Origin of the sequence: Acinetobacter sp. AOR34_HL (assembly GCF_027854795.1) — a bacterium.
GTDB classification, from domain to species: Bacteria; Pseudomonadota; Gammaproteobacteria; order Pseudomonadales; family Moraxellaceae; genus Acinetobacter; species Acinetobacter junii.
Map to the genome: position 1 here is coordinate 27,090 of NZ_JAKTID010000009.1, position 19,156 is coordinate 46,245.

The window sequence follows — 19,156 nt, forward strand, 5'->3', positions numbered from 1 at the left end:
AATCATTAAGCCTTCCCCTTCGGTGAGTGTTTTGTGTAGAAAATAAATTGTGTTGTTTCTACATTAAGAGCACTGCTCTCCAGATTGTATTTATATTATTACAGTCCTTTTGCCTGAGAGTTTCCGGGGTCGTTGCTCCTTCGGCGAGTTCATTGAAGAACTTCTCTCCCGCAATAATATTTATATCCCTATAAGCAATATATATGCCGTAGTGAAATACAGACATGAATATGTTGTAATTCTTTGTAGGTCGTTCTTTATTCTACTCTAAATTTGCTCAAGAATAAAAAAAGCAGACGATTTGTCTGCTTTAGATTTTTTAGAATTTGCATTGCAAAATTTGTTCAGAGAAATTTCCTTTCCAAAGTTCTCTTAACTTAGGTAAATAAAATTTTTCTCCAATCATTACTAATTCAGCATCAATCAAAGCATGGATTTCGTGCATTAAAATATAATCAAGCTCAATCAATGATAACTGAGGATGCTTTTGGGAAATTTGCTTACGTCTGATCTGCGCTTTCTTCACTAAATCATTCGCAAAATTCTTATCTTTATATGTTGTGATTGCACTTAGGCGTAGCTCAATAATCCCCCAACCTTCAACAAGCTTTTTAAATACATCAAAATCACTCGATGTAGCTTCCCATGTTACGTTTTCTAAATTGTTGTCTTCAGGTAGTACAGGCAATAATAAATCGGCTGTACTAGGAAATATTTTTTTTAAATTTAACAGAAACTTAACAGGATTTTCATTTGGAATATCTGAAAATTGGATATGGGTTTGAGTATCTGTTAAATATATTTTGAGCATAACAAAGCAACAGTCAAATAAATCAAAAGCGTATTGTACGCAGTTCACTTTATAAAAACTACTCATAAAAAAACCCTCAGCAAAGGTAAAGGTTTTTTTATTGATATATTTAAAGCACTTTATTTAGTGTTTGGAGAGACCATATTTTCTGGCTTAACCACCTCATCAAATTGCGCTTCGGAGACTAAACCAAGTTCTACAGCCACCTGCTTAAGGGTTTTATTTTCTTTATATGCTGTTTTAGCTACTTTGGCTGAATTTTCATAACCAATCACAGGATTAAGTGCTGTGACTAACATTAATGAATTATGCAAGAAATAATCAATTTTATCTCGATTTGGCTCAATTCCTACTGCACAATGATCGTTAAAACTATTACAAGCATCGCCAAGCAATTGAATAGATTGTAAAAGATTATAAGCAATCACAGGCATAAAAACATTTAGCTCAAAATTACCCGATGCACCTGCGACATTGATCGTCGTATCATTCCCTAACACTTGAGCAACAACCATCGTCATAGCCTCACTTTGAGTTGGATTGACTTTACCAGGCATAATGCTAGAGCCAGGTTCATTTTCAGGAATCCGCAACTCCCCAAAACCACAGCGAGGTCCACTAGCTAACCATCGAATATCATTGGCGATCTTATTTAGGCTGACAGCTAGCGTTTTTAGAGCACCTGAGGCAAATACCGCAGCATCTCTTCCTGCCAATGCTTCAAACTTATTAGGTGCTGTTATAAAAGGTAGTCCCGTCAAACCACTTAACTGTTCAGCTGCTTTGACTGCATAATCTGGATGAGCATTTAACCCAGTGCCAACAGCCGTTCCACCAAGTGGCAATTCATACAAACCAGCTAATGCTTGGTTTAAACGCTTAAGTCCATGTTCAAGCTGTGAGACATAGCCACTAAATTCTTGACCCAATGTAAGCGGCGTTGCATCTTGTAGATGTGTACGTCCAATCTTCACGATGTCATTAAACTCTTGTGATTTAGCGTGCAGAGTATCTTTTAACTTCTCAACGGCAGGGATTAATAATTCATTAATTTGAAGTGCGGCAGCAACATGAATTGCAGTAGGAAAAGAATCGTTTGTCGATTGAGCTCGATTTACATGATCATTTGGATGTACAGGATTTTGGGCACCTAAAGCATGACCAAGCTTCTGATTTGCAATATTTGCAATCACTTCATTGCAATTCATATTACTTTGCGTACCCGAGCCTGTTTGCCACACTACAAGTGGAAATTGATCATCCCACTTGCCTTCAATCACCTCTTCAGCAGCATCTACGATATATTGGCTTAACTCTTGAGGCAGTTGTTTTAACTCAGCATTAGTTATTGCTGCGGCTTTCTTTACAAGCCCCATTGCACGAATCATTGCTCTTGGTAATCTTTCATGTCCTATTTTGAAGTTTTGCAAACTTCTTTGAGTTTGCGCCCCCCATAAAGCATTGTTTGGAACTGCAACCTCACCCATCGTGTCATGTTCAATTCGCATTTGCATAAAACACCTCAAATTCAATCAATAAACTTTTATAAATGGGCTAGAGCGGATGGTGCTTTGGCTAATATTTCTATCCTAATGAAAGTAGTCATAAATGTAAATAAGAATCATTATTTATTAGTTACCCTTCAAAATATTGAGATAAAATCTCCATTCATCCTCAATCATCTGGGTTAAAGAACGCTTAGGAGTCCAATTCAATATTTTCGCAGCCTTATCTATATTCGCCCCAAGCTGACTAAGCTCCTCATGTTGATAAACAGCTGGCTGCACGCGTATCTCCATTTTGGTTACTTTACTAATATCTTCAATTAATTTGCTTATTGAAGTTAAATCATTATGGGCGATATTAAAACTCTCTAAGCAACCTTGTTGAGTTGATAACCAATGTAAAGATGCTAATACAGCATCACAAGCATCCAATACATGCAAAAAACTTCGCTCAACAGTACCATCAGTAGTATTTGCCTGATTTTGGAGTTCAATGCACTCTCTTTGCATCGCGGCAACCTGCAAAGCGAGTGGTACGATATTTTTGGGCAATTGCGGAACGTATTCCCCTAAAACCCCATGTTCAAATGCACCAACAATATTAGATAGTCTTAGATTTACCATTTTCCAATCAGGGTCGAATTTGTAAGTGTCAGCAATAATGTCTTCAACCATTTGTTGCGAACGAATATAAGGATTTGAATAGGTATAATTAAATTCCGTGTCCTCAATCAACTGATCATCAGATTTACCATAAACGGCTAAACTGGAAATATTAACTAGTTGCCGAACGCCCATCCGTTGCATCGCACGGAGTAAGCTCATAATACTACTGACATTATCGTTATAATATTCAAGTGGTTTTAACACTGATTCTTCTAAAGATTTAAAACTTGCCGTGTGAATAACAGTGTCTATTGAGTACTGTTCAAAGACTTTATTTAATGCTGGTGTATTTCGGACATCGAGCTTGGCAAATGGTATATACATACCTGAGATATATTCTAGGCGTTCCAAAGTTTGCAATGTAGAATTAGCTAAGTTATCAACAATGACGATCTCATGACCTCGAGCCAATAAACTCAAGGCAATGTGGGAACCAATAAAGCCTAAACCACCTGTCACCAAAATCATTGTATACTTACCTTCTTTTTAATATGTCCATCATTTGCCGACTATAGCTATAGTGAATGTTCAATGAGTACACTACTATTAATTACCTCAGCACCAACGTCTATCATCGCTTGGCATGCTTTTGGTTTAGCTCAAGCATTGCAAGACAAGCATGAAGAGTTTCGTGTTTTCTTTTACCAAGATGGTGTTCAAGTCGCGAATGATTTTCAGTGGTTTCCTGATGATCAACGTAATTTGAAACATGAATGGCAAAAACTTGGTATTCGACTCCCTGTCTGTGTCAGTGCTGCTCTCGCTAGAGGAATCACTGATGCGGACAATGCGCAACGTCATTCGCTACAACATCACAACTTAGCTCAAGGATTTGAGTTAGTCGGTCTCGGTGAATTAGCTGATGCTGTGCAAAGCTGTTCGCGGTTAATTCAATTTTAATTCTAAGTTCTTTATTAGAGTGTTGCTTTTAAAAGGTAAATTGTGTGAAAACTGTACTCGTCATCCTAACGCAGCCCAATTTGACCAGTTTGCAAATCAACGAAAGTTTATCTGCTACTATGGTTTTAGCAACCTTTGGCATATCTGTCAAAGTATTATTCAAAGACGCTGCAATTAGCCTACTAAACAATAAGCTACAATTTAATCAATTCCGTGATGCTTTTAAAATTGCATCCAATATGGTGGAAAGTTTTGAATTTTATGATTTGACACCAATTCTGATTGAAGAAAAAAATAAAGATCGTCATGAGGTTCAAAATTCTGATCAAGATATAGAACTGGTTAACCTGCTTCCTGAATTCGTTCGATCATTTGATCATGTCTTATATTGGTGATTGAGTTTTCCCCATGAACAAAAAAACATTAATTATCATTCAGGCGCCATATAGCAATCTGGCGAAAGTTTTGAGCGAGCTATATCAATTTGCATTAGTTGACGACCCGATCGTGATCATGGGTGAAGCTTTGTTAGCTGTACCTGAGGAAATTTTTAATAATTATCGGAGCATATATTGTTTAGATTCAGATGTTAATTTACTAAATCAGACTAATCACACGCAAATCAACATTTTGCAATACTCTGATTTTGCTGATTTAGTTTTAGAATTTCATCATTGTATTACACTTAAATAAGATATTTTTAATTTTGCTTAGGCTATTTTATGCAATTAGAGCTAGATCAAGACGGACATTTAGTTGACTATACCGTTTGGAACCATGAAGTTGCTAAGGAGCTTGCTAAATCATTAGATTTGGAGCTCACAGAATGGCATTTTGAGGTTTTAAATGCTGTACGTCAGTTTTATCAACAGTTTGGACATTCTCCAGCTACCCGACCACTAATAAAATTTTTAATGAAAACGGTAAGCCCTGAGATTAACAATGCTGAACTACAGCAGAAGTTCAATACAGGTTTAGTTGCACGCCACCTAAGCCGATTGGCGGGCGTTCCCAAACCTGCAAATTGTTTGTAAACACTTATGATTAAAGTTTTTTTTAGCATAGATAACAGATTAAACCCTAAAATTTTTGAAGTTCTATCTCATGTAATAAAACATGAGATAGAACAAGAAGAAACTTGAATTAAGCTGTCTTCTTCTTTTGCTCCACGAAAGCGAAATACCCTGGTCCAGCTGCAACTCTTACATCTTTTACACGAATAGGCTCTTCGCATTCAGAACAAACTACTTTGGGGCTTATTTTCTTGCCACAACTTTTATGTGTAAATTCTATCGGCTTACCTAACCCTTTATCCATCCACTTATCAGCCCACTGTACCATCGAAAGAATGATTGGATACAAGTCTAGTCCTTTTTCTGTAAGTTGATATTCAAACCGTTCTTGACGCTCGACATAAGGAACTTTAACTAAAATTTCATGTTCTACAAGTCGTTTTAAACGTTCTGATAACACATGACGTGTTAGCCCTAAGCTGCGCTGGAAATCATCAAAACGGCGTATACCCATAAAAGCATTTCGCAGAATCAACATTGTCCAACGATCACCTAGAACCGAAAGTGTTCTAGCAACAGAACATGGTTGCTCACCGATTTCTTCCCATTTCATTATTATCACCTAATTATTTTTAAAGTATTAAAAGACACCATCCATGTCTTGAACCGTATTATTTATAAGAAAAACAATACTGATATTACACTAAACCAGTTTATTGTTTAGATGCAATATCAGAACTCGTCAACAACATCTAAAAACAATGCTAGTTACATAATGTAATCAAAAATTAAATCGTTATAAATACACCTGTTAATTCTTGTCCAATCTCAAGTTTAGTATTTGCAGGAACTCGAACCAAACAATTTGCTTGCATTAAATTACTGAGCATATGTGATTGTTGCTTAGCTAGACTTTTTAATTTTAATTGTCCATGTTCGTAATAAGCCTGCATTCTTAAAAAACGCTCACGTGCATCAGATTTAAGTTCGTGTGTTAATGTTCCACTAAACCAATTGATTGATTGATCTTGATTTTGCAATGCATCTAATAAAACCTTGCCATAGATTTGCATGCAAACATAAACTGCAGCTGGATTTCCAGGCAATCCAAGTAAAAAACAGCGATGCTCATCTTCAATATATTGGGCGAAGAAAAGTGGTTTACCTGGTTTTTGTTTAACTTTCCAAAATATTTGTTCGAAACCTGCGTCAAATGAACAAGGACGGACAAAATCATAGTCCCCAACAGATACACCACCTGTGGTGATGATCACATCATATTGTTGTTTTAATTGGTTAAAACATTGAGTAACACGTTGAGACTCATCAGCAATGTGCAGAATATTTACCTCTATGCCGTAATCTTCAAACCATGCTTTTAATAAAGGTCCATTTGCATCAAAAACTTTGCCAGCTTTTAAATCTTCTGGTGTTTCAGCAACTTCATCACCAGTGACGAGTACAGCTACTTTAGGTAGTCTATATACAGCAATACTTCGTACACCGATCATACTCAATGCTGCAAGCGCACCAATATTAATTTTCTGACCACATTCAGCAATCTTCTGACCTAATTGAATTTCCTCGCCTGCAAAACGAATATCTGCTTGTTGCTGAATATGTTCGACTAATCGGATTTTATTATTTGATTCGATCTTTACAATTTCTTGTCTAGCGACATGTGTCGTTCCAGTTGGAACCTTACCCCCAGTAAAAATACGTATGGCTTGTCCCTGCAGAAGTTGATGATCAAGATCACTTCCTGCTTTTATCTCTCCAATAACTTCAAATACTGAATCTTGAAGATTTTCAGAGGATGAACATATTGCATACCCATCCACAGCACTTTGTGAAAAAGTGGGTAAATCGACCTCTGAATACACATCTTGAGCCAAATAACGATTCAGACACTCGGTTAATGGCAGTTGCTCAACCGTCAATGCGCTAGGCGTTGACTGAATCAACGCCAAAGCATCATCAATACTGATCAACCCTTTCTCAGCACCACATCCTGACATTACTCATATCCCCCTGGATGTGGAAAATCACGGCAAACATCAAAAATATGCACCAAGGCTGGCAAAATTGCAGCCATTGATTCACTTGCGCCGCCACGACTACCAGGTAAAGTCACTACTAACGAACGATCAATAAAACCAGCCACCCCACGTGACATAGCCGCATATGGCGTACGTTTCTGTCCAAAAGAACGCGCCGCCTCCATCAAACCATCCAATTTTCTTTCTAACAATGGCTCAAGCGTATCTACCGTTATGTCACGCTTCCCGATTCCTGTACCACCGACAGTCATAATGCATGCATAAGATTTGCTTAGCTCTAACACTAGATCCTTTAATTGATCAGATTCATCAGGCAGAATTTGATAATGAATTGGATCAAAACCAGCTTCTGTCAAAGTATCAACAACTGACTTTCCTGCCGTATCAGGTTTTCGACCAGCTGCCACAGTATCTGAGAGAACAATCACTGCAGCAGAAACAGGTTGACGTAATGTACGTTTGAAATGTGATTTTCCGCCTTTTTTCTTGAGCAATTTACATTGATCTAAACAAAGTTCTTCTGGTTCACAATGTGGTTTTAACATGTCATATAGCGTTAAACCGGCAAGACTGGCAGCTGTAAGTGCCTCCATCTCAACACCTGTAGGACCAATCGTTTCTACAGTGGTTAAAATTACGACATAATCATCATTTAATTCATATTCAACATCGGCACGATAAATCGGTAATGGATGGCAAAGTGGAATCAGCTCATCCGTTCGTTTCGCTGCCAATATACCTGCAATACGTGCAGTTTTCAGCGCATCGCCCTTTTCAGTATTTCCGTCACGTAGAAGTTGAATACAATGTGCAGGTGCATGTAAGACAGCTTGTGCTTCAGCTACACGATAACTTTCGGGTTTCATCCCAACATTTTTCATCTCTACTTCCTAAATTTAATCGTGTGTATGGTCATGTGCACAATGTTCATGGTGCTGATGCGTTGTTGATTCTGCTTTTGATAAAGGAGAACTCAAGTGCTTTTTCGATTGAAGATTATCAGTAGTATCTTTTCGAATACAACAGCCTTCAACGTAATGGCTTGTTCCATCTGTGAAAAATTCCTCTTTCCAAATTGGAACTTCATGCTTGACTCGTTCAACAGCTTCTTCGCAAGCTTGAAATGCTTCACGACGATGCGCAGCATACGCAATTGCAATAATTGCGGTGTCACTCACATCCAAATAACCAATACGATGAATCACTCGAACATAAGAAACTTGATATTTATCTTTAATTTCCTGTTCTATGTCACGAATCATCTTTTCTGCGACAGGTGTGTAAGAGGTATATTTAAGTGCTTTTACCGATTTTCCTTCATGATGGTTTCGCACAGTTCCTATAAAAACATCAATCCCTCCACATTCAGGAAATGACTGAATAGGATCAAAAATATCTAAACTTAATGCTTGATCTTGAACTCTTGAAAACTCACGCATTTCTAACCTCCAGCAACAGGTGACAAAAGCACCACTGTGCATGATGAATTTAGTACGGTCTGACGTGTCACAATATCTTCACCTATCGCGCAAGCACATTTATCCATCGCCTTTGTAGCATCTGGATAACAATCTACAATATGATTTAAAACATCTAAAATTAAACTTTCTTTAGCAAACTCAAATTGAAGTGGTTTGGGTAGTAATCTTTCTATCTCTCCAAAAGCTTCTATTTTAATTTCTATGGTTTGCATACCCTCTCCATATTTTTCAATCTAACCTCCAAGCATGTGCATACTAATTTTACGTACTTGTTGGTTTTGTATCGCGTGATAACCTTTGGCCTTATGCCAGATATAAGGTTTAATTTTTTGATCTAGCATTTGATATGACACTTCAGATAAACCAACATGTTGTTTAATGGTGTTCAACAAATCGTTTTTGATATTCAAACCTTGTTGAGCAAATAAACAATTGAATAGTTCACCTTGTGCAGTTAAACGAATACGATCGCACTCACCACAAAATGAGTGGGTAATCGTCGAAATGATGCCAATTCGATAATCATCATCTAATAGATATTGGCGTGCTGGTTCATGATTTTGTTGAAGTAGCTCAATAGCATAATGTGGCTTTAATCGCGCTAATATTTCTGCTTCGCTCACTACAGCATCTTTTGTCCAATGTTGATCACCGTCTAGCGGCATAAACTCAATAAAACGTAATGGAATATTTTGATCTTTAGCCCATCTCACCATCGGTAGAATTTGATCATCATTGTGATCTTTCATCAAAACACAATTAATTTTAAAAGGGATTTCAGCTTTTTGAGCGGCTTTTATTCCTTCTAGTACAGGATTAAGTTCTTTCTTGGTTAGTGCTTTGAATTGTTTTGCATCAAGACTATCGAGGCTGATATTTAAATCATCCAAACCAGCAGCTTTTAATTGATCAGCGTACTTCGCTAGGTAATGACCATTAGTCGTCATTGAAATACGTTTTAAACCAATTTTTTTTAGTTGCTGTAAGTCACGGATGAAATGAACAACTCCTTGTCGCATTAAAGGTTCCCCACCTGTAATACGTATATTCTCAATGCCTTGTTTCACCATATAAGTACAAAAAACCAAAAGGGATTCGAAACTTAATAAATCTTGCTTTTTCATCCATTCAGGATGTTCAGGCATACAATACACACATTTAAAATTGCAACGATCCGTCACCGAAATACGTAACTTACGCTTAATACGACCATACTGATCTTGTAAGATCGGTAAATTCGTTTCAGGTATTTCATGCTTCATCATATGCACTCATATTGTGAATTTTCTCATCTTGTTCAGCACAAGTTGTGTGCGTATCTATTTTCCTGAACATATGAGAATTTTACTTAAGCAATTATTATTCCAATTTCTAAAATTCATCAATCATATAGTCTGTGTTTCGTTGAATGAACTTATCATTTTAATACTAGAGCAAAATCTGATGATTTATAGCTGATTATGGTTAAATGGAATTGCACTATTTCAAAACATATATAAATTTGAACGCAATAAAATAGTGCAAATCAACTCAATCTATCAACTATGCCGCAGGCTTATCTAGTCGTACAGGCACATGTTTATGATATGGGGTTTTCGATAAAGGATCGCAATGCTTTAACGAAGTTAATCGATTCAATTCAGGTCCGATCGCCTGCCCCCCGTTATAACGTAAACCATAGCCATGTGGCAGCGAAACAACCCCTTTTCGCATTCCCTCATCGATCTCTACAACCACTGCAATCTGCCCATGTTCCGAAATACACTGTAATGAGTGACCTGTCTCTACGCCAAAATGAACTGCATCTTCAGGATTCATTCTCAAGCGACCTTCTGCATCAACCTTACGCCATGCTGGATCACGGTAGATTTGGTTTGCGTTATAGCTACGGCGCTCACCTACCAATAAGACAAATGGAAACTGATCACTTGTACCTTGAGTTTGTTGATTCAGTTGTGCTAACTCAATCAACATTTCAGGGATTACTAAATGAATCTTTTTATCTTTATAAGCGACTAAATCCCAGACATCATCATAGTTGTGTTTAGAGAGAATCACGCCTGAACGTTTTTGCAATATCGCTTGGAATAAGTTTACGCCTAATGTTAAACGATTCCCTTTATAACCCGCTTGTTTGACAGCTTTATAATACTGAGCAGAATACTGCATACACAAAGGCAATAATAAAGCCGTTGATGCGGCGTCATTTGGTAGTGTCTGCCCAAGTGTTCGATAAACAATAGATGCCGAAAATGGGACTAACTTTTTATTTTTCACAAAATTGGCAGCAAGTGCAGCAAAATAACCTAGATATGCTGTTTTAGCGGAATCCTTTTGCGCGATCTTATTCAGTAAAGGAAATTGTTTGGGAATAGCACCCATGGCTTCAAGTAAGCGAGTATAGATTTCTGGTTCAGGCAGCGTATTGGCTTGAGCTTTAAAAAGCGGATGACGCAAATGGAAACCATTTTGTGGGAATTCCAAATTAAAGCCTGTAAATTCCCACTTTTCAAATTGACTATGCGCTGGCAATACATAATGGGCTAATCGTGCTGTTTCTGTCATCGCAACATCAACCACGACTAGCAACTCCAATGACTGGAATGCCTGTTCATAAGCTGCGGTATCTGGATAGGTGAGCAATGGATTGCAACTATCTACAAAGACTGCACGTACTCGCTTATCACCTGCTTTTAAAATTTCGTCGGGTAAAATATTTGGTGGGAAAAAACCTGATATTGGAAACATCTTATGATGAACCGTGCGACGATATTTAGGATTACGCTCATGAGTATTGCTCAAGATCGGAATAAACATAGTATGTAAGTTATTCGTTCCCTGTTTACCAAAATGCCCTACGAGTAAATAAAGTAGTTTTTCCAAATATCCGTTTAATGTTGTGTTTAAAGTATGCTGAATCCCTAAATCAATACGAACACAACCACGCTTAGCTTTGGCAAAATCACGGACAATTTGATAGATCAATTCTACTGAAACATCTGCCTTCTCAATATGTTTCTCAATTGGGATGGCTGAAAATGCTTGTTTAACTTGCTCAAACCCATGCGTATGCTTTTGAATAAATGCTTGATCATACAAATCTTCGCGCAACATGATCGCAATCATTGCAGACATCAAATAGGAATCTGTACCAGGTTTTAATTGCACATGGATATCAGCTTGCTTAGCCGTTTCAGTAACACGCGGATCAAATACCACCATTGTTCGGTTTGGATCTTTCTTGATATGTTTTAAAGTATCACGAGCATTTGGAATACCATGTGCTTGAAACGGATTGGTTCCAATAAATAAAACATAATCCGCATGTTCCACATCTTCAGTGGTATGACATGCTTGACTGCCAAACAAACGTCCATTTACCCAGAAATCACCAGTTTTCTCTTGAGCAAGTGAGTTATAGGCATAAAAGCTTTTCATTGCATACAATAGTTGGCGACCATAAGCCGCTCCTAGATGATTGCCTTGTCCACCACCACCAACCGATGCAAATGCTGTTCCGCCATGTGCATCACGAATTTCAACCAATTGATCTGCGATTTCTTGGATCGCTTGATCCCAAGAAATTTCTTGAAATGAACCATCAGCTTGTCGTTTCAAAGGATGTGTTAAACGGTCTGCATGTTGTTGATAATGCTGTAAACGCGCTGCTTTTTGACAAATGTAACCTTGTGAAAACGGATGCTGATCATCACCTTTAATTTTCTTAAATTGGTTGTTTTCAACTTCAACACTTAAACCACAGTTTCTCGAACATAAAATACAAGCAGTCACATCGTGTCTTGCAGCGCTAGTCGACATTGGCATTTTATTCTCCCTATGATTTGCAGTCTCATTCACTAAAGGTCTTTTGATTTTTAAAAGCGAATAAGGCTCAAATTACAAATGATGAAATAAGCAAGACAAGCAGTTATCTCGATTATTTTTATGAATTTTAATTGCCCAAACATAATCTTAAATCCTAATAAATTTTTGGACAATCACTTAAAATCTTATAAGTTCTAAAATAGAACTTATTTAATAAAAGATCAAGTACAATCAATCGAAATAAAGCTAAGACTTGACTTAGCAGAGTTCTGATAAATGAATAAGATTATTGTCATAAAATATAATTTTTATTGATCCAATCCCTTTAATACATGAATATCTAAAAAGAATGGAATTTCTTTAACGATTCCTCACCATAATAGAAAGATCTTATGAATAATCCAATGAACTCGAAACAAATTGAAGCCCTTGTTGCACAACACCCTGTTGTTGATGATCTCATTCAGCTTAAAGAAACCATTTGGTTGAATCCAAATTTTACGACCCTTGAAATGGGGCTACCTTTTGTTGGTCTTTATCAAAATGATATTGATGATGCCCGTGATCGTTTAGCTCGCTTCGCTCCTTATCTGATGTCCATATTTCCTGAGACTAAGATAAGCAAAGGAATTATTGAGTCTGAACTGGTTTCTATTCCAAAGATGCAGCAAACACTTGAAGCTCATTTCAAACAAGATATCACTGGAAAATTATGGCTAAAAAAGGACAGTCATTTGCCAATCTCAGGATCGATCAAAGCACGTGGCGGTATTTACGAGGTGCTCTATCAGGCTGAAAAACTTGCCATTCAAGCAGGCTTATTAACAGTTGAAGATGATTATTCAAAATTAGATAGTGCAGAATTTAGAGATTTTTTTAGTCAATACAGTATTTCCGTTGGCTCTACAGGAAATTTAGGACTTTCGATTGGTATCATGAGTGCAAAACTTGGCTTTGATGTCACTGTGCATATGTCGGCAGATGCACGCCAATGGAAAAAAGATAAATTAAGATCACATGGTGTTACCGTTATTGAATACGCACAGGATTATGGTGTTGCAGTTGAAGAAGGTCGTAAAGCAGCATTAAAAAATCCAAATTGCTTTTTTATTGATGACGAAAATTCAAAAACTTTATTTTTAGGATATGCCGTTGCAGGTGAACGCTTAAAAGCACAATTAGAATCTCAAAATATTACGGTTGGTCAAGACCATCCTTTATTTGTTTATTTACCTTGTGGGGTTGGTGGTGGCCCTGGTGGCGTTGCATTTGGACTAAAAATGGCTTTGGGTGATCACGTACATTGCATTTTTGCAGAGCCAACTCATTCACCATGCATGTTGCTAGGTGTAGCAACAGGCTTACATGATCAAATCTCAGTACAAGACCTAGGCATTGATAACTTTACCGCAGCAGATGGTTTAGCTGTAGGACGTGCATCAGGATTTGTGGGTCGAGCGATGCAGAGACTACTCGATGCTTTCTACACACTGGATGATCAAAGCATGTATAAATTATTGGGGCTACTCAATCAATCAGAGGATTTAAAACTGGAACCATCTGCCTTAGCTGGAATGTTAGGTCCAATCTTAATCAGTCAGCACCAAGAATATGCTGCTATGCATCAACTGACTGCACAACAAATGAATAATGCTAATCACATTGTTTGGGCAACTGGTGGTGGTATGGTTCCCACCGAAGAAATGGAAATTTATTTGCAAAAATCCAAAATCTAAACATCCATATCAACATCTAAATAAGAAAGCTTTTTTAACCGATCAGTTTGAAACAAACATCTGTTTAAAAGCTTTCATCTGCTTGTATTGTTGAAGCTCATCCAATGAATTGATGCTATGACAAAACAGGCTTTGCTTTTGAAAGACAACGTGTTGAGCGTGTAGTTGCCTAAAAGTTTCTCTTAAACTTAATTTATTTGCAGCGAGCTGGTGTTCTAATATCGATAAACTCGCTCTTTTTAACAAGCAAAATGGATACAAGGCATCGCCATTGATATTTACATACGCCACGGATGCTTGCGGATTTTTCTCTAAAGCTCTATGCAGCTTTGCAAGCACTTGATTTGGGATATAAGTCACATCACAAGGAATAAATAACGCATATTCTGCTTGTACACGCGACCATGCACTTTTCATTCCCATCAACGGCCCTAAAAAGCCGTTTTGATCATCAGAAAAACATTCAACAGTCGGCTCTATACTTTTATAGATCGAGCTATCACGATGACTATTGACCCATATCTGCTGAACTTCCGATTTAAAGCGTTGACAAATTTTTGACAATTGAATCTGATCATCAAACTGTTGCAATAGTTTGTTCATCCCATTCATTCGTCTTGCCTGTCCTCCCGCCAAGATCACGAGATCTGTAGCGGGAAAATCTGTATTCATGCTTCCGCCTCCAACTGGCAGGTTTTAATCAAACCTCTGATCTCAGGTAAACAAGAACCACAATTACCACCCGCTTTTAGACAAGCTGTCACTTGTTTTTCATGAGTAATATTCTGCGTTTTAATTGCTTCAATGATCTTATTTTTACCTACTTTAAAGCAGCTACAAACCAATGGTCCATCATTATTTGCGGCTGACATCGGCATACCAGCAAGCAGTGCTTTACGATGTAATGCACTTAAACGCTCACGTTTGAATAAACTCGCAACCCAATCACGGTCAGGCAACATATCCGATGGTGCAATATAAAGACTGGCAATCAAAATCCCATCTTTCAGAATGATGCTATGACTCATTTGCGCTGAAACATCTTCAATACTCAACCATTCATAAGTTTCATCTACAAAAGGCAAGAAACTTTTTAAATTCTTCTGCGTTTGATCAAAATTATGACGATCTGCAATTTCAAAACGAACTGCTTTGGCTATTTTAACTTTTGCCCACCATGCACATGTTTGTAATGAGGTTTTGATTTGTTGTTCAAACCCATCTCGGACATACAAAACACCTTGCCATGTCGTATGGAATGGCTGAATTGCAACAGGTGTATGTTTAAACTCAGGTTCGCCTGATATTGCATCTACAACTGGATTAACTACTTTTCCGACACGAGCATCAGAGGCAACTTGCTCAGTCCAATGAATCGGTGCAAAAATTTGACCACGGCGAACACCTTGAGCCAAAGTGACACGCAGAACACAACTGCCCCATTGCGACTTCACTTCAACCAATGCTTTATCACGAATACCAAATTTTAAAGCATCATTCGGGTGAATTTCACAGAAAGGTTCAGCTCGGTGAGTGGTCAGATTTGCTGATAAACCTGTTCGCGTCATAGTGTGCCATTGATCACGAATACGTCCTGTATTCAACACCAATGGATAATCTTCAGAAATTGCATGCACAGGATCAATTGCCACTGTCGGGATCAGTTTTGCTTTTTTGCTTTTATGGCTAAACAAGCCTTGATCAAATAAATGCTCAACCGCAGTACTTTGACCTTTTTCCCAAACGGGCCATTGGATCGGACGTAAATGATCATATTCATCCAAAGACAAATTCATTAGTCCTTTTAGGTTGAAATAACGAAAGTTTTCAACTTGATCACGTTGATCCAAACTTGCATTGTGATACGCAGATAAGGCTGCGTGCTCATTAAAGATGTCACATGCATTGTTAAAATCAAAACCAGAAAAACCTAATTTTTTCGCAACTTCAGCAACGGCCCACCAGTCTGCTTTTGCTTGCTTTGGAGCAGGTAAAAAAGCTCTTTGACGTGAAATACGGCGCTCTGAGTTGGTCACCGTTCCATCTTTTTCACCCCAACCTAACGCAGGAAGCAACACATCCGCATAAGCTGTGGTATCTGTATCAGCACAAATATCTGAAACCACGACAAACTCACATTTGTTCAATGCGCGTTTTACTTGATCCGCATCAGGTAAACTCACCACAGGATTGGTTGCCATAATCCATATGGCTTTAATTTTCCCAGACTCTACAGCTTGGAATAAGTCAACTGCTTTCAGTCCCGCTTGATTGGCAATCACAGGACTGTTCCAAAAGTTTTGTACAAGTGTTTGGTGTGATGGATTATCGATGTCCATATGTGCTGCCAACATATTGGCTAAACCACCCACCTCACGGCCACCCATGGCATTCGGTTGACCTGTCATTGAGAATGGTGCAGCACCTAACTTACCAATTTTCCCTGTCAAAAGATGGCAATTGATAATGCTGTTGGCTTTATTCACCCCTTGAGAAGATTGATTCACACCCATTGAAAATAAGCTCACAACTTTTTCAGTTGTTGCAAATTTTTCGAAGAAGAATTTTAGCTTTTCTGCTGAAATTCCCGTACGTTTCACGACTGAGTCAAAATCAGCTTCAGTCTGACTAGATTCTAGTAAAGTGTCTAAACCTTCTGTATGTGTATCGACAAAATGTTGATCAATAAAGTTATTCTTATATAAATACTGTAATAAACCATTGAACAAAGCGACATCTTGTCCAGGTAAAATTGGAAGGTGCAAATCTGCTTGTTCACATGTACTGGTAAAACGGGGATCAACCACAACAACGAATAAATCTGGATTTTTATTTTTAGCCTGCATGATGCGTTGGTAAAGTACAGGATGACACCATGCAGTATTTGAACCCACCAACACCACCATATCGGTAAATTCAAAGTCTTCGTAACTTGCTGGCACGATATCCTCACCAAAAGCACGCTTATGCGCTGCAACTGCTGAAGACATGCACAGACGTGAATTTGTGTCGATATTGGCTGTACCTAGATAGCCTTTCACAAACTTATTGACGACGTAATAATCCTCAGTCAATAGCTGCCCTGATACATAAAATGCCACACTGTCACGACCGTGTTGATCGATACAAGTTTGGAATTGATCTGCGATTTTTTCTATGGCTGCATCCCATGTCGTTACCTTACGATGGTTCTTACGACCAAACATCGGATGCAAAACGCGAGTCTCTAATCCTAGAGTATCCGCCAAATTACTGCCTTTAATACAAAGGCGTCCAAAATTAGATGGATGTTCAAAATCACCAGCAACCTGAACCGTTGTTCCTTGTGCTTTATGATTTACCGTTACATCAACACCACATCCAACCCCACAATAGGGACACGTTGTTTTTGTAATGATTGTTTCTGCTTGATCGGAGCGACTGTGTTCTAAATTTTGAATACTGTTCATGACTGCCCCTTCACCTTTTTCATCTATGCCTGAATTTCACGTTCTGTTTGGGTTTAGGCACCGAGGAACCTAAACCCCAAAGATGATTAACCTGCTTTCTTCATTGCAAAATCCTTACCAAATAACAATTTATTTCTAAATGTTGAAATTGGTGTTTGATCTGCAATCAATTCCGCATACCACATGCCATCTTCAGTATCACCGAACAGTACCGCACCGATGACTTTATCTTTCTGAATAATGATACGCTTGTAAATTTGTCGTTTTTCATCATTCAGGATAATGTCTTCGTAATCTTCTTTCGGTTCAAAATTTCCAGCCGAGAATACATCAACACCACTAACTTTAAGCTGAGTCGGAACGGTTGGTGATTTGAAAGTTAAACTACCGTGTTCTGCCAAGTGTGTTGCACAGATAAATGCTTGTCCCCACAATGGTTCGACGAGACCAAAGGTCTGATTACGATGCTCAATACATTCACCCACTGCATAAATACTTGGGTCAAATGTTTGCATCGTATCATTAACCAAAATACCACGATTGCAACGTAAACCAGCACTTTGAGCCAAAGCAATATTCGGACGAATACCTACAGCAAATACGACAAGGTCGGCATCCAACACTGTGCCATCTTTCAGACGTACTTGGTTAACATGACCATCTTTACCAATCAATGCTTCAGTATTTGCCTCAGTGATAATATTAATCCCTTTTTCTTCAATACTTTGACGCAACATACGACTCGCACGACCATCCAGCTGACGCTCCATAATGCGATCCATCAAATGAAGAACAGTGACATTCATGCCACGTTGCTTGAGACCGTAAGCTGCTTCTAAGCCAAGCAAACCACCACCAATCACCACAGCATTTTTCTTCGTTTCGCAATATTTAATCATGGTATTGACATCATAAATATCACGGAAGCTGATCACACCTTTCAGATCTACGCCTTGTACAGGTGGGATAAATGGAGATGAACCTGTTGCAATAATCAAACGATCGTAATCGACACTTTCGCCTTTTTGTGTATGCACTACTTTACGAGTACGATCGATTTTTATAGCAGGATCGTCAGCAATAAATTTGATGCCCTTATCGCTGTACCATGCATGTGGATGCAACATAATGTCATCAATAGTTTTCTCACCAGAAAGCACTGGTGAAAGCATGATACGGTTATAGTTCCCCCAAGGCTCTTCACCAATCACCGTCACATCATAACGATCAGGTGCCATGTCGAGTAAATCCTCTAGACAGCGCATTCCAGCCAAACCATTACCGATCAAAACGAGCTTCAGTTTTTCTTGAGAAACACCATTATTGGTAATATAAGTTTTTTGCGGAACAGTACCTACCCAAACTCGACCATTTTCGATTTTGGTTGGAAAAACAGAAAGCTTTTGATCTTTATCTTCTAGGCATCGACCTGTTGCTAAACTGAAGTGTTGTTTGTAAATCGGTGATGCAATAACACGCTCACCTTGCAAATCACCAATAATACCGCGCGCCATTACATTTGCTTGGCTAAACGGATCTTTATTACTTAATGCGTAAATACGTTTTTCGTTCCCTACGCGGAATAAAGCAACGGATTGACCCGCAATAAGTGCACCTACACCTGTATTTGGCGTGATGTCATCAAGATGACACACATCAATCCATTGATTTTCTGGAAGCATATTCATGTCTTTTAGATTTGTCATTTTG

Annotated in this window: 18 protein-coding genes and 1 riboswitch; of the genes, 5 read left to right on the forward strand and 13 right to left on the reverse strand. The window is 38.2% G+C overall.

Annotated elements, in window-relative coordinates:
• Positions 1–91: 91 nt before the first annotated feature.
• Positions 92–181, reverse strand: a riboswitch (glycine riboswitch).
• Between the two features lie 138 nt (positions 182–319).
• From MKL32_RS01220 to MKL32_RS01230, 3 genes are all read right to left on the reverse strand, one after another.
• Positions 320–811: a hypothetical protein gene (locus tag MKL32_RS01220; RefSeq protein WP_005402678.1), complete on the reverse strand. Its 492-nt coding sequence runs from the start codon at positions 809–811 to the stop codon at positions 320–322.
• Between the two features lie 119 nt (positions 812–930).
• Entirely contained in the window at positions 931–2,325 is a 1,395-nt protein-coding gene (fumC, locus tag MKL32_RS01225; RefSeq protein ID WP_151738491.1) for a class II fumarate hydratase, read from the reverse strand.
• Positions 2,326–2,442: 117 nt separating this feature from the next.
• Positions 2,443–3,450, reverse strand: a complete 1,008-nt coding sequence (locus tag MKL32_RS01230) for an SDR family NAD(P)-dependent oxidoreductase (RefSeq protein WP_270900084.1) — start codon at positions 3,448–3,450, stop codon at positions 2,443–2,445.
• A 63-nt stretch (positions 3,451–3,513) separates the two neighbouring features.
• Here MKL32_RS01230 and tusD point away from each other — a divergent pair, with 63 nt between their 5' ends.
• Genes tusD through MKL32_RS01250 form a run of 4 tightly spaced genes read left to right on the forward strand, consistent with a single transcriptional unit; the run spans position 3,514 to position 4,916 of the window.
• On the forward strand, positions 3,514–3,882 hold the full coding sequence (gene tusD, locus MKL32_RS01235) for a sulfurtransferase complex subunit TusD (protein WP_004954585.1): 369 nt from the start codon (positions 3,514–3,516) through the stop codon (positions 3,880–3,882).
• A gap of 44 nt (positions 3,883–3,926) precedes the next feature.
• The gene (locus tag MKL32_RS01240; RefSeq protein ID WP_004915593.1) at positions 3,927–4,277 is read left to right on the forward strand and encodes a hypothetical protein; all 351 of its coding nucleotides are present in this window, start codon (positions 3,927–3,929) and stop codon (positions 4,275–4,277) included.
• Between the two features lie 13 nt (positions 4,278–4,290).
• Positions 4,291–4,575 (forward strand): hypothetical protein, encoded by a 285-nt coding sequence (locus tag MKL32_RS01245; protein WP_270900085.1) that lies wholly within the window; start codon positions 4,291–4,293, stop codon positions 4,573–4,575.
• Between the two features lie 29 nt (positions 4,576–4,604).
• Positions 4,605–4,916 (forward strand): TusE/DsrC/DsvC family sulfur relay protein, encoded by a 312-nt coding sequence (locus MKL32_RS01250; RefSeq protein ID WP_004915588.1) that lies wholly within the window; start codon positions 4,605–4,607, stop codon positions 4,914–4,916.
• A gap of 109 nt (positions 4,917–5,025) precedes the next feature.
• On the opposite strand, the gene MKL32_RS01255 is transcribed toward MKL32_RS01250, so the two are convergent.
• The 7 genes from MKL32_RS01255 to MKL32_RS01285 form a co-directional block, all read right to left on the reverse strand.
• Positions 5,026–5,508, reverse strand: a complete 483-nt coding sequence (locus MKL32_RS01255; protein ID WP_004915585.1) for a winged helix-turn-helix transcriptional regulator — start codon at positions 5,506–5,508, stop codon at positions 5,026–5,028.
• A 175-nt stretch (positions 5,509–5,683) separates the two neighbouring features.
• Positions 5,684–6,913 (reverse strand): molybdopterin molybdotransferase MoeA, encoded by a 1,230-nt coding sequence (locus tag MKL32_RS01260; protein WP_075696447.1) that lies wholly within the window; start codon positions 6,911–6,913, stop codon positions 5,684–5,686.
• Complete coding sequence (gene moaCB, locus MKL32_RS01265; RefSeq protein WP_270900086.1) at positions 6,913–7,836, reverse strand: bifunctional molybdenum cofactor biosynthesis protein MoaC/MoaB; 924 nt, start codon at positions 7,834–7,836, stop codon at positions 6,913–6,915. The genes MKL32_RS01260 and moaCB overlap by 1 nt, the downstream gene beginning before the upstream one ends.
• Before the next feature lie 15 nt (positions 7,837–7,851).
• On the reverse strand, positions 7,852–8,394 hold the full coding sequence (locus tag MKL32_RS01270) for a molybdenum cofactor biosynthesis protein MoaE (protein WP_004961653.1): 543 nt from the start codon (positions 8,392–8,394) through the stop codon (positions 7,852–7,854).
• A gap of 2 nt (positions 8,395–8,396) precedes the next feature.
• Positions 8,397–8,648, reverse strand: a complete 252-nt coding sequence (locus MKL32_RS01275; RefSeq protein WP_042890700.1) for a MoaD/ThiS family protein — start codon at positions 8,646–8,648, stop codon at positions 8,397–8,399.
• Between the two features lie 21 nt (positions 8,649–8,669).
• A complete protein-coding gene (moaA, locus tag MKL32_RS01280; protein WP_374761232.1) occupies positions 8,670–9,707 on the reverse strand; it encodes a GTP 3',8-cyclase MoaA in 1,038 nt (345 codons plus the stop codon).
• A 271-nt stretch (positions 9,708–9,978) separates the two neighbouring features.
• Positions 9,979–12,261: a molybdopterin-dependent oxidoreductase gene (locus MKL32_RS01285; RefSeq protein ID WP_270900087.1), complete on the reverse strand. Its 2,283-nt coding sequence runs from the start codon at positions 12,259–12,261 to the stop codon at positions 9,979–9,981.
• 404 nt (positions 12,262–12,665) lie between these two features.
• Here MKL32_RS01285 and dsdA point away from each other — a divergent pair, with 404 nt between their 5' ends.
• Entirely contained in the window at positions 12,666–13,997 is a 1,332-nt protein-coding gene (dsdA, locus tag MKL32_RS01290; RefSeq protein WP_262578169.1) for a D-serine ammonia-lyase, read from the forward strand.
• Between the two features lie 42 nt (positions 13,998–14,039).
• On the opposite strand, the gene MKL32_RS01295 is transcribed toward dsdA, so the two are convergent.
• From MKL32_RS01295 to nirD, 3 genes are all read right to left on the reverse strand, one after another.
• On the reverse strand, positions 14,040–14,669 hold the full coding sequence (locus tag MKL32_RS01295; protein ID WP_005080929.1) for an NTP transferase domain-containing protein: 630 nt from the start codon (positions 14,667–14,669) through the stop codon (positions 14,040–14,042).
• Positions 14,666–17,446, reverse strand: a complete 2,781-nt coding sequence (locus MKL32_RS01300; protein ID WP_270900088.1) for a nitrate reductase — start codon at positions 17,444–17,446, stop codon at positions 14,666–14,668. The genes MKL32_RS01295 and MKL32_RS01300 overlap by 4 nt, the downstream gene beginning before the upstream one ends.
• Before the next feature lie 86 nt (positions 17,447–17,532).
• Complete coding sequence (nirD, locus tag MKL32_RS01305) at positions 17,533–19,152, reverse strand: nitrite reductase small subunit NirD (RefSeq protein ID WP_004761324.1); 1,620 nt, start codon at positions 19,150–19,152, stop codon at positions 17,533–17,535.
• Positions 19,153–19,156 lie beyond the last annotated feature (4 nt).

What these genes read in the sequence shown, in the direction of transcription:
- MKL32_RS01250 (WP_004915588.1), top strand. Translation starts at nt 4,605, where the DNA reads ATGCAATTAGAGCTAGATCAAGACGGACATTTAGTTGACTATACCGTT.
- nirD (WP_004761324.1), bottom strand. Translation starts at nt 19,152, where the DNA reads ATGACAAATCTAAAAGACATGAATATGCTTCCAGAAAATCAATGGATT.
- tusD (WP_004954585.1), top strand. Translation starts at nt 3,514, where the DNA reads ATGAGTACACTACTATTAATTACCTCAGCACCAACGTCTATCATCGCT.
- MKL32_RS01220 (WP_005402678.1), bottom strand. Translation starts at nt 811, where the DNA reads ATGCTCAAAATATATTTAACAGATACTCAAACCCATATCCAATTTTCA.
- MKL32_RS01260 (WP_075696447.1), bottom strand. Translation starts at nt 6,913, where the DNA reads ATGTCAGGATGTGGTGCTGAGAAAGGGTTGATCAGTATTGATGATGCT.
- dsdA (WP_262578169.1), top strand. Translation starts at nt 12,666, where the DNA reads ATGAACTCGAAACAAATTGAAGCCCTTGTTGCACAACACCCTGTTGTT.
- MKL32_RS01285 (WP_270900087.1), bottom strand. Translation starts at nt 12,261, where the DNA reads ATGCCAATGTCGACTAGCGCTGCAAGACACGATGTGACTGCTTGTATT.
- MKL32_RS01270 (WP_004961653.1), bottom strand. Translation starts at nt 8,394, where the DNA reads ATGCGTGAGTTTTCAAGAGTTCAAGATCAAGCATTAAGTTTAGATATT.
- MKL32_RS01230 (WP_270900084.1), bottom strand. Translation starts at nt 3,450, where the DNA reads ATGATTTTGGTGACAGGTGGTTTAGGCTTTATTGGTTCCCACATTGCC.
- MKL32_RS01255 (WP_004915585.1), bottom strand. Translation starts at nt 5,508, where the DNA reads ATGAAATGGGAAGAAATCGGTGAGCAACCATGTTCTGTTGCTAGAACA.
- MKL32_RS01295 (WP_005080929.1), bottom strand. Translation starts at nt 14,669, where the DNA reads ATGAATACAGATTTTCCCGCTACAGATCTCGTGATCTTGGCGGGAGGA.
- moaCB (WP_270900086.1), bottom strand. Translation starts at nt 7,836, where the DNA reads ATGAAAAATGTTGGGATGAAACCCGAAAGTTATCGTGTAGCTGAAGCA.
- MKL32_RS01245 (WP_270900085.1), top strand. Translation starts at nt 4,291, where the DNA reads ATGAACAAAAAAACATTAATTATCATTCAGGCGCCATATAGCAATCTG.
- fumC (WP_151738491.1), bottom strand. Translation starts at nt 2,325, where the DNA reads ATGCAAATGCGAATTGAACATGACACGATGGGTGAGGTTGCAGTTCCA.
- MKL32_RS01275 (WP_042890700.1), bottom strand. Translation starts at nt 8,648, where the DNA reads ATGCAAACCATAGAAATTAAAATAGAAGCTTTTGGAGAGATAGAAAGA.
- MKL32_RS01300 (WP_270900088.1), bottom strand. Translation starts at nt 17,446, where the DNA reads ATGAACAGTATTCAAAATTTAGAACACAGTCGCTCCGATCAAGCAGAA.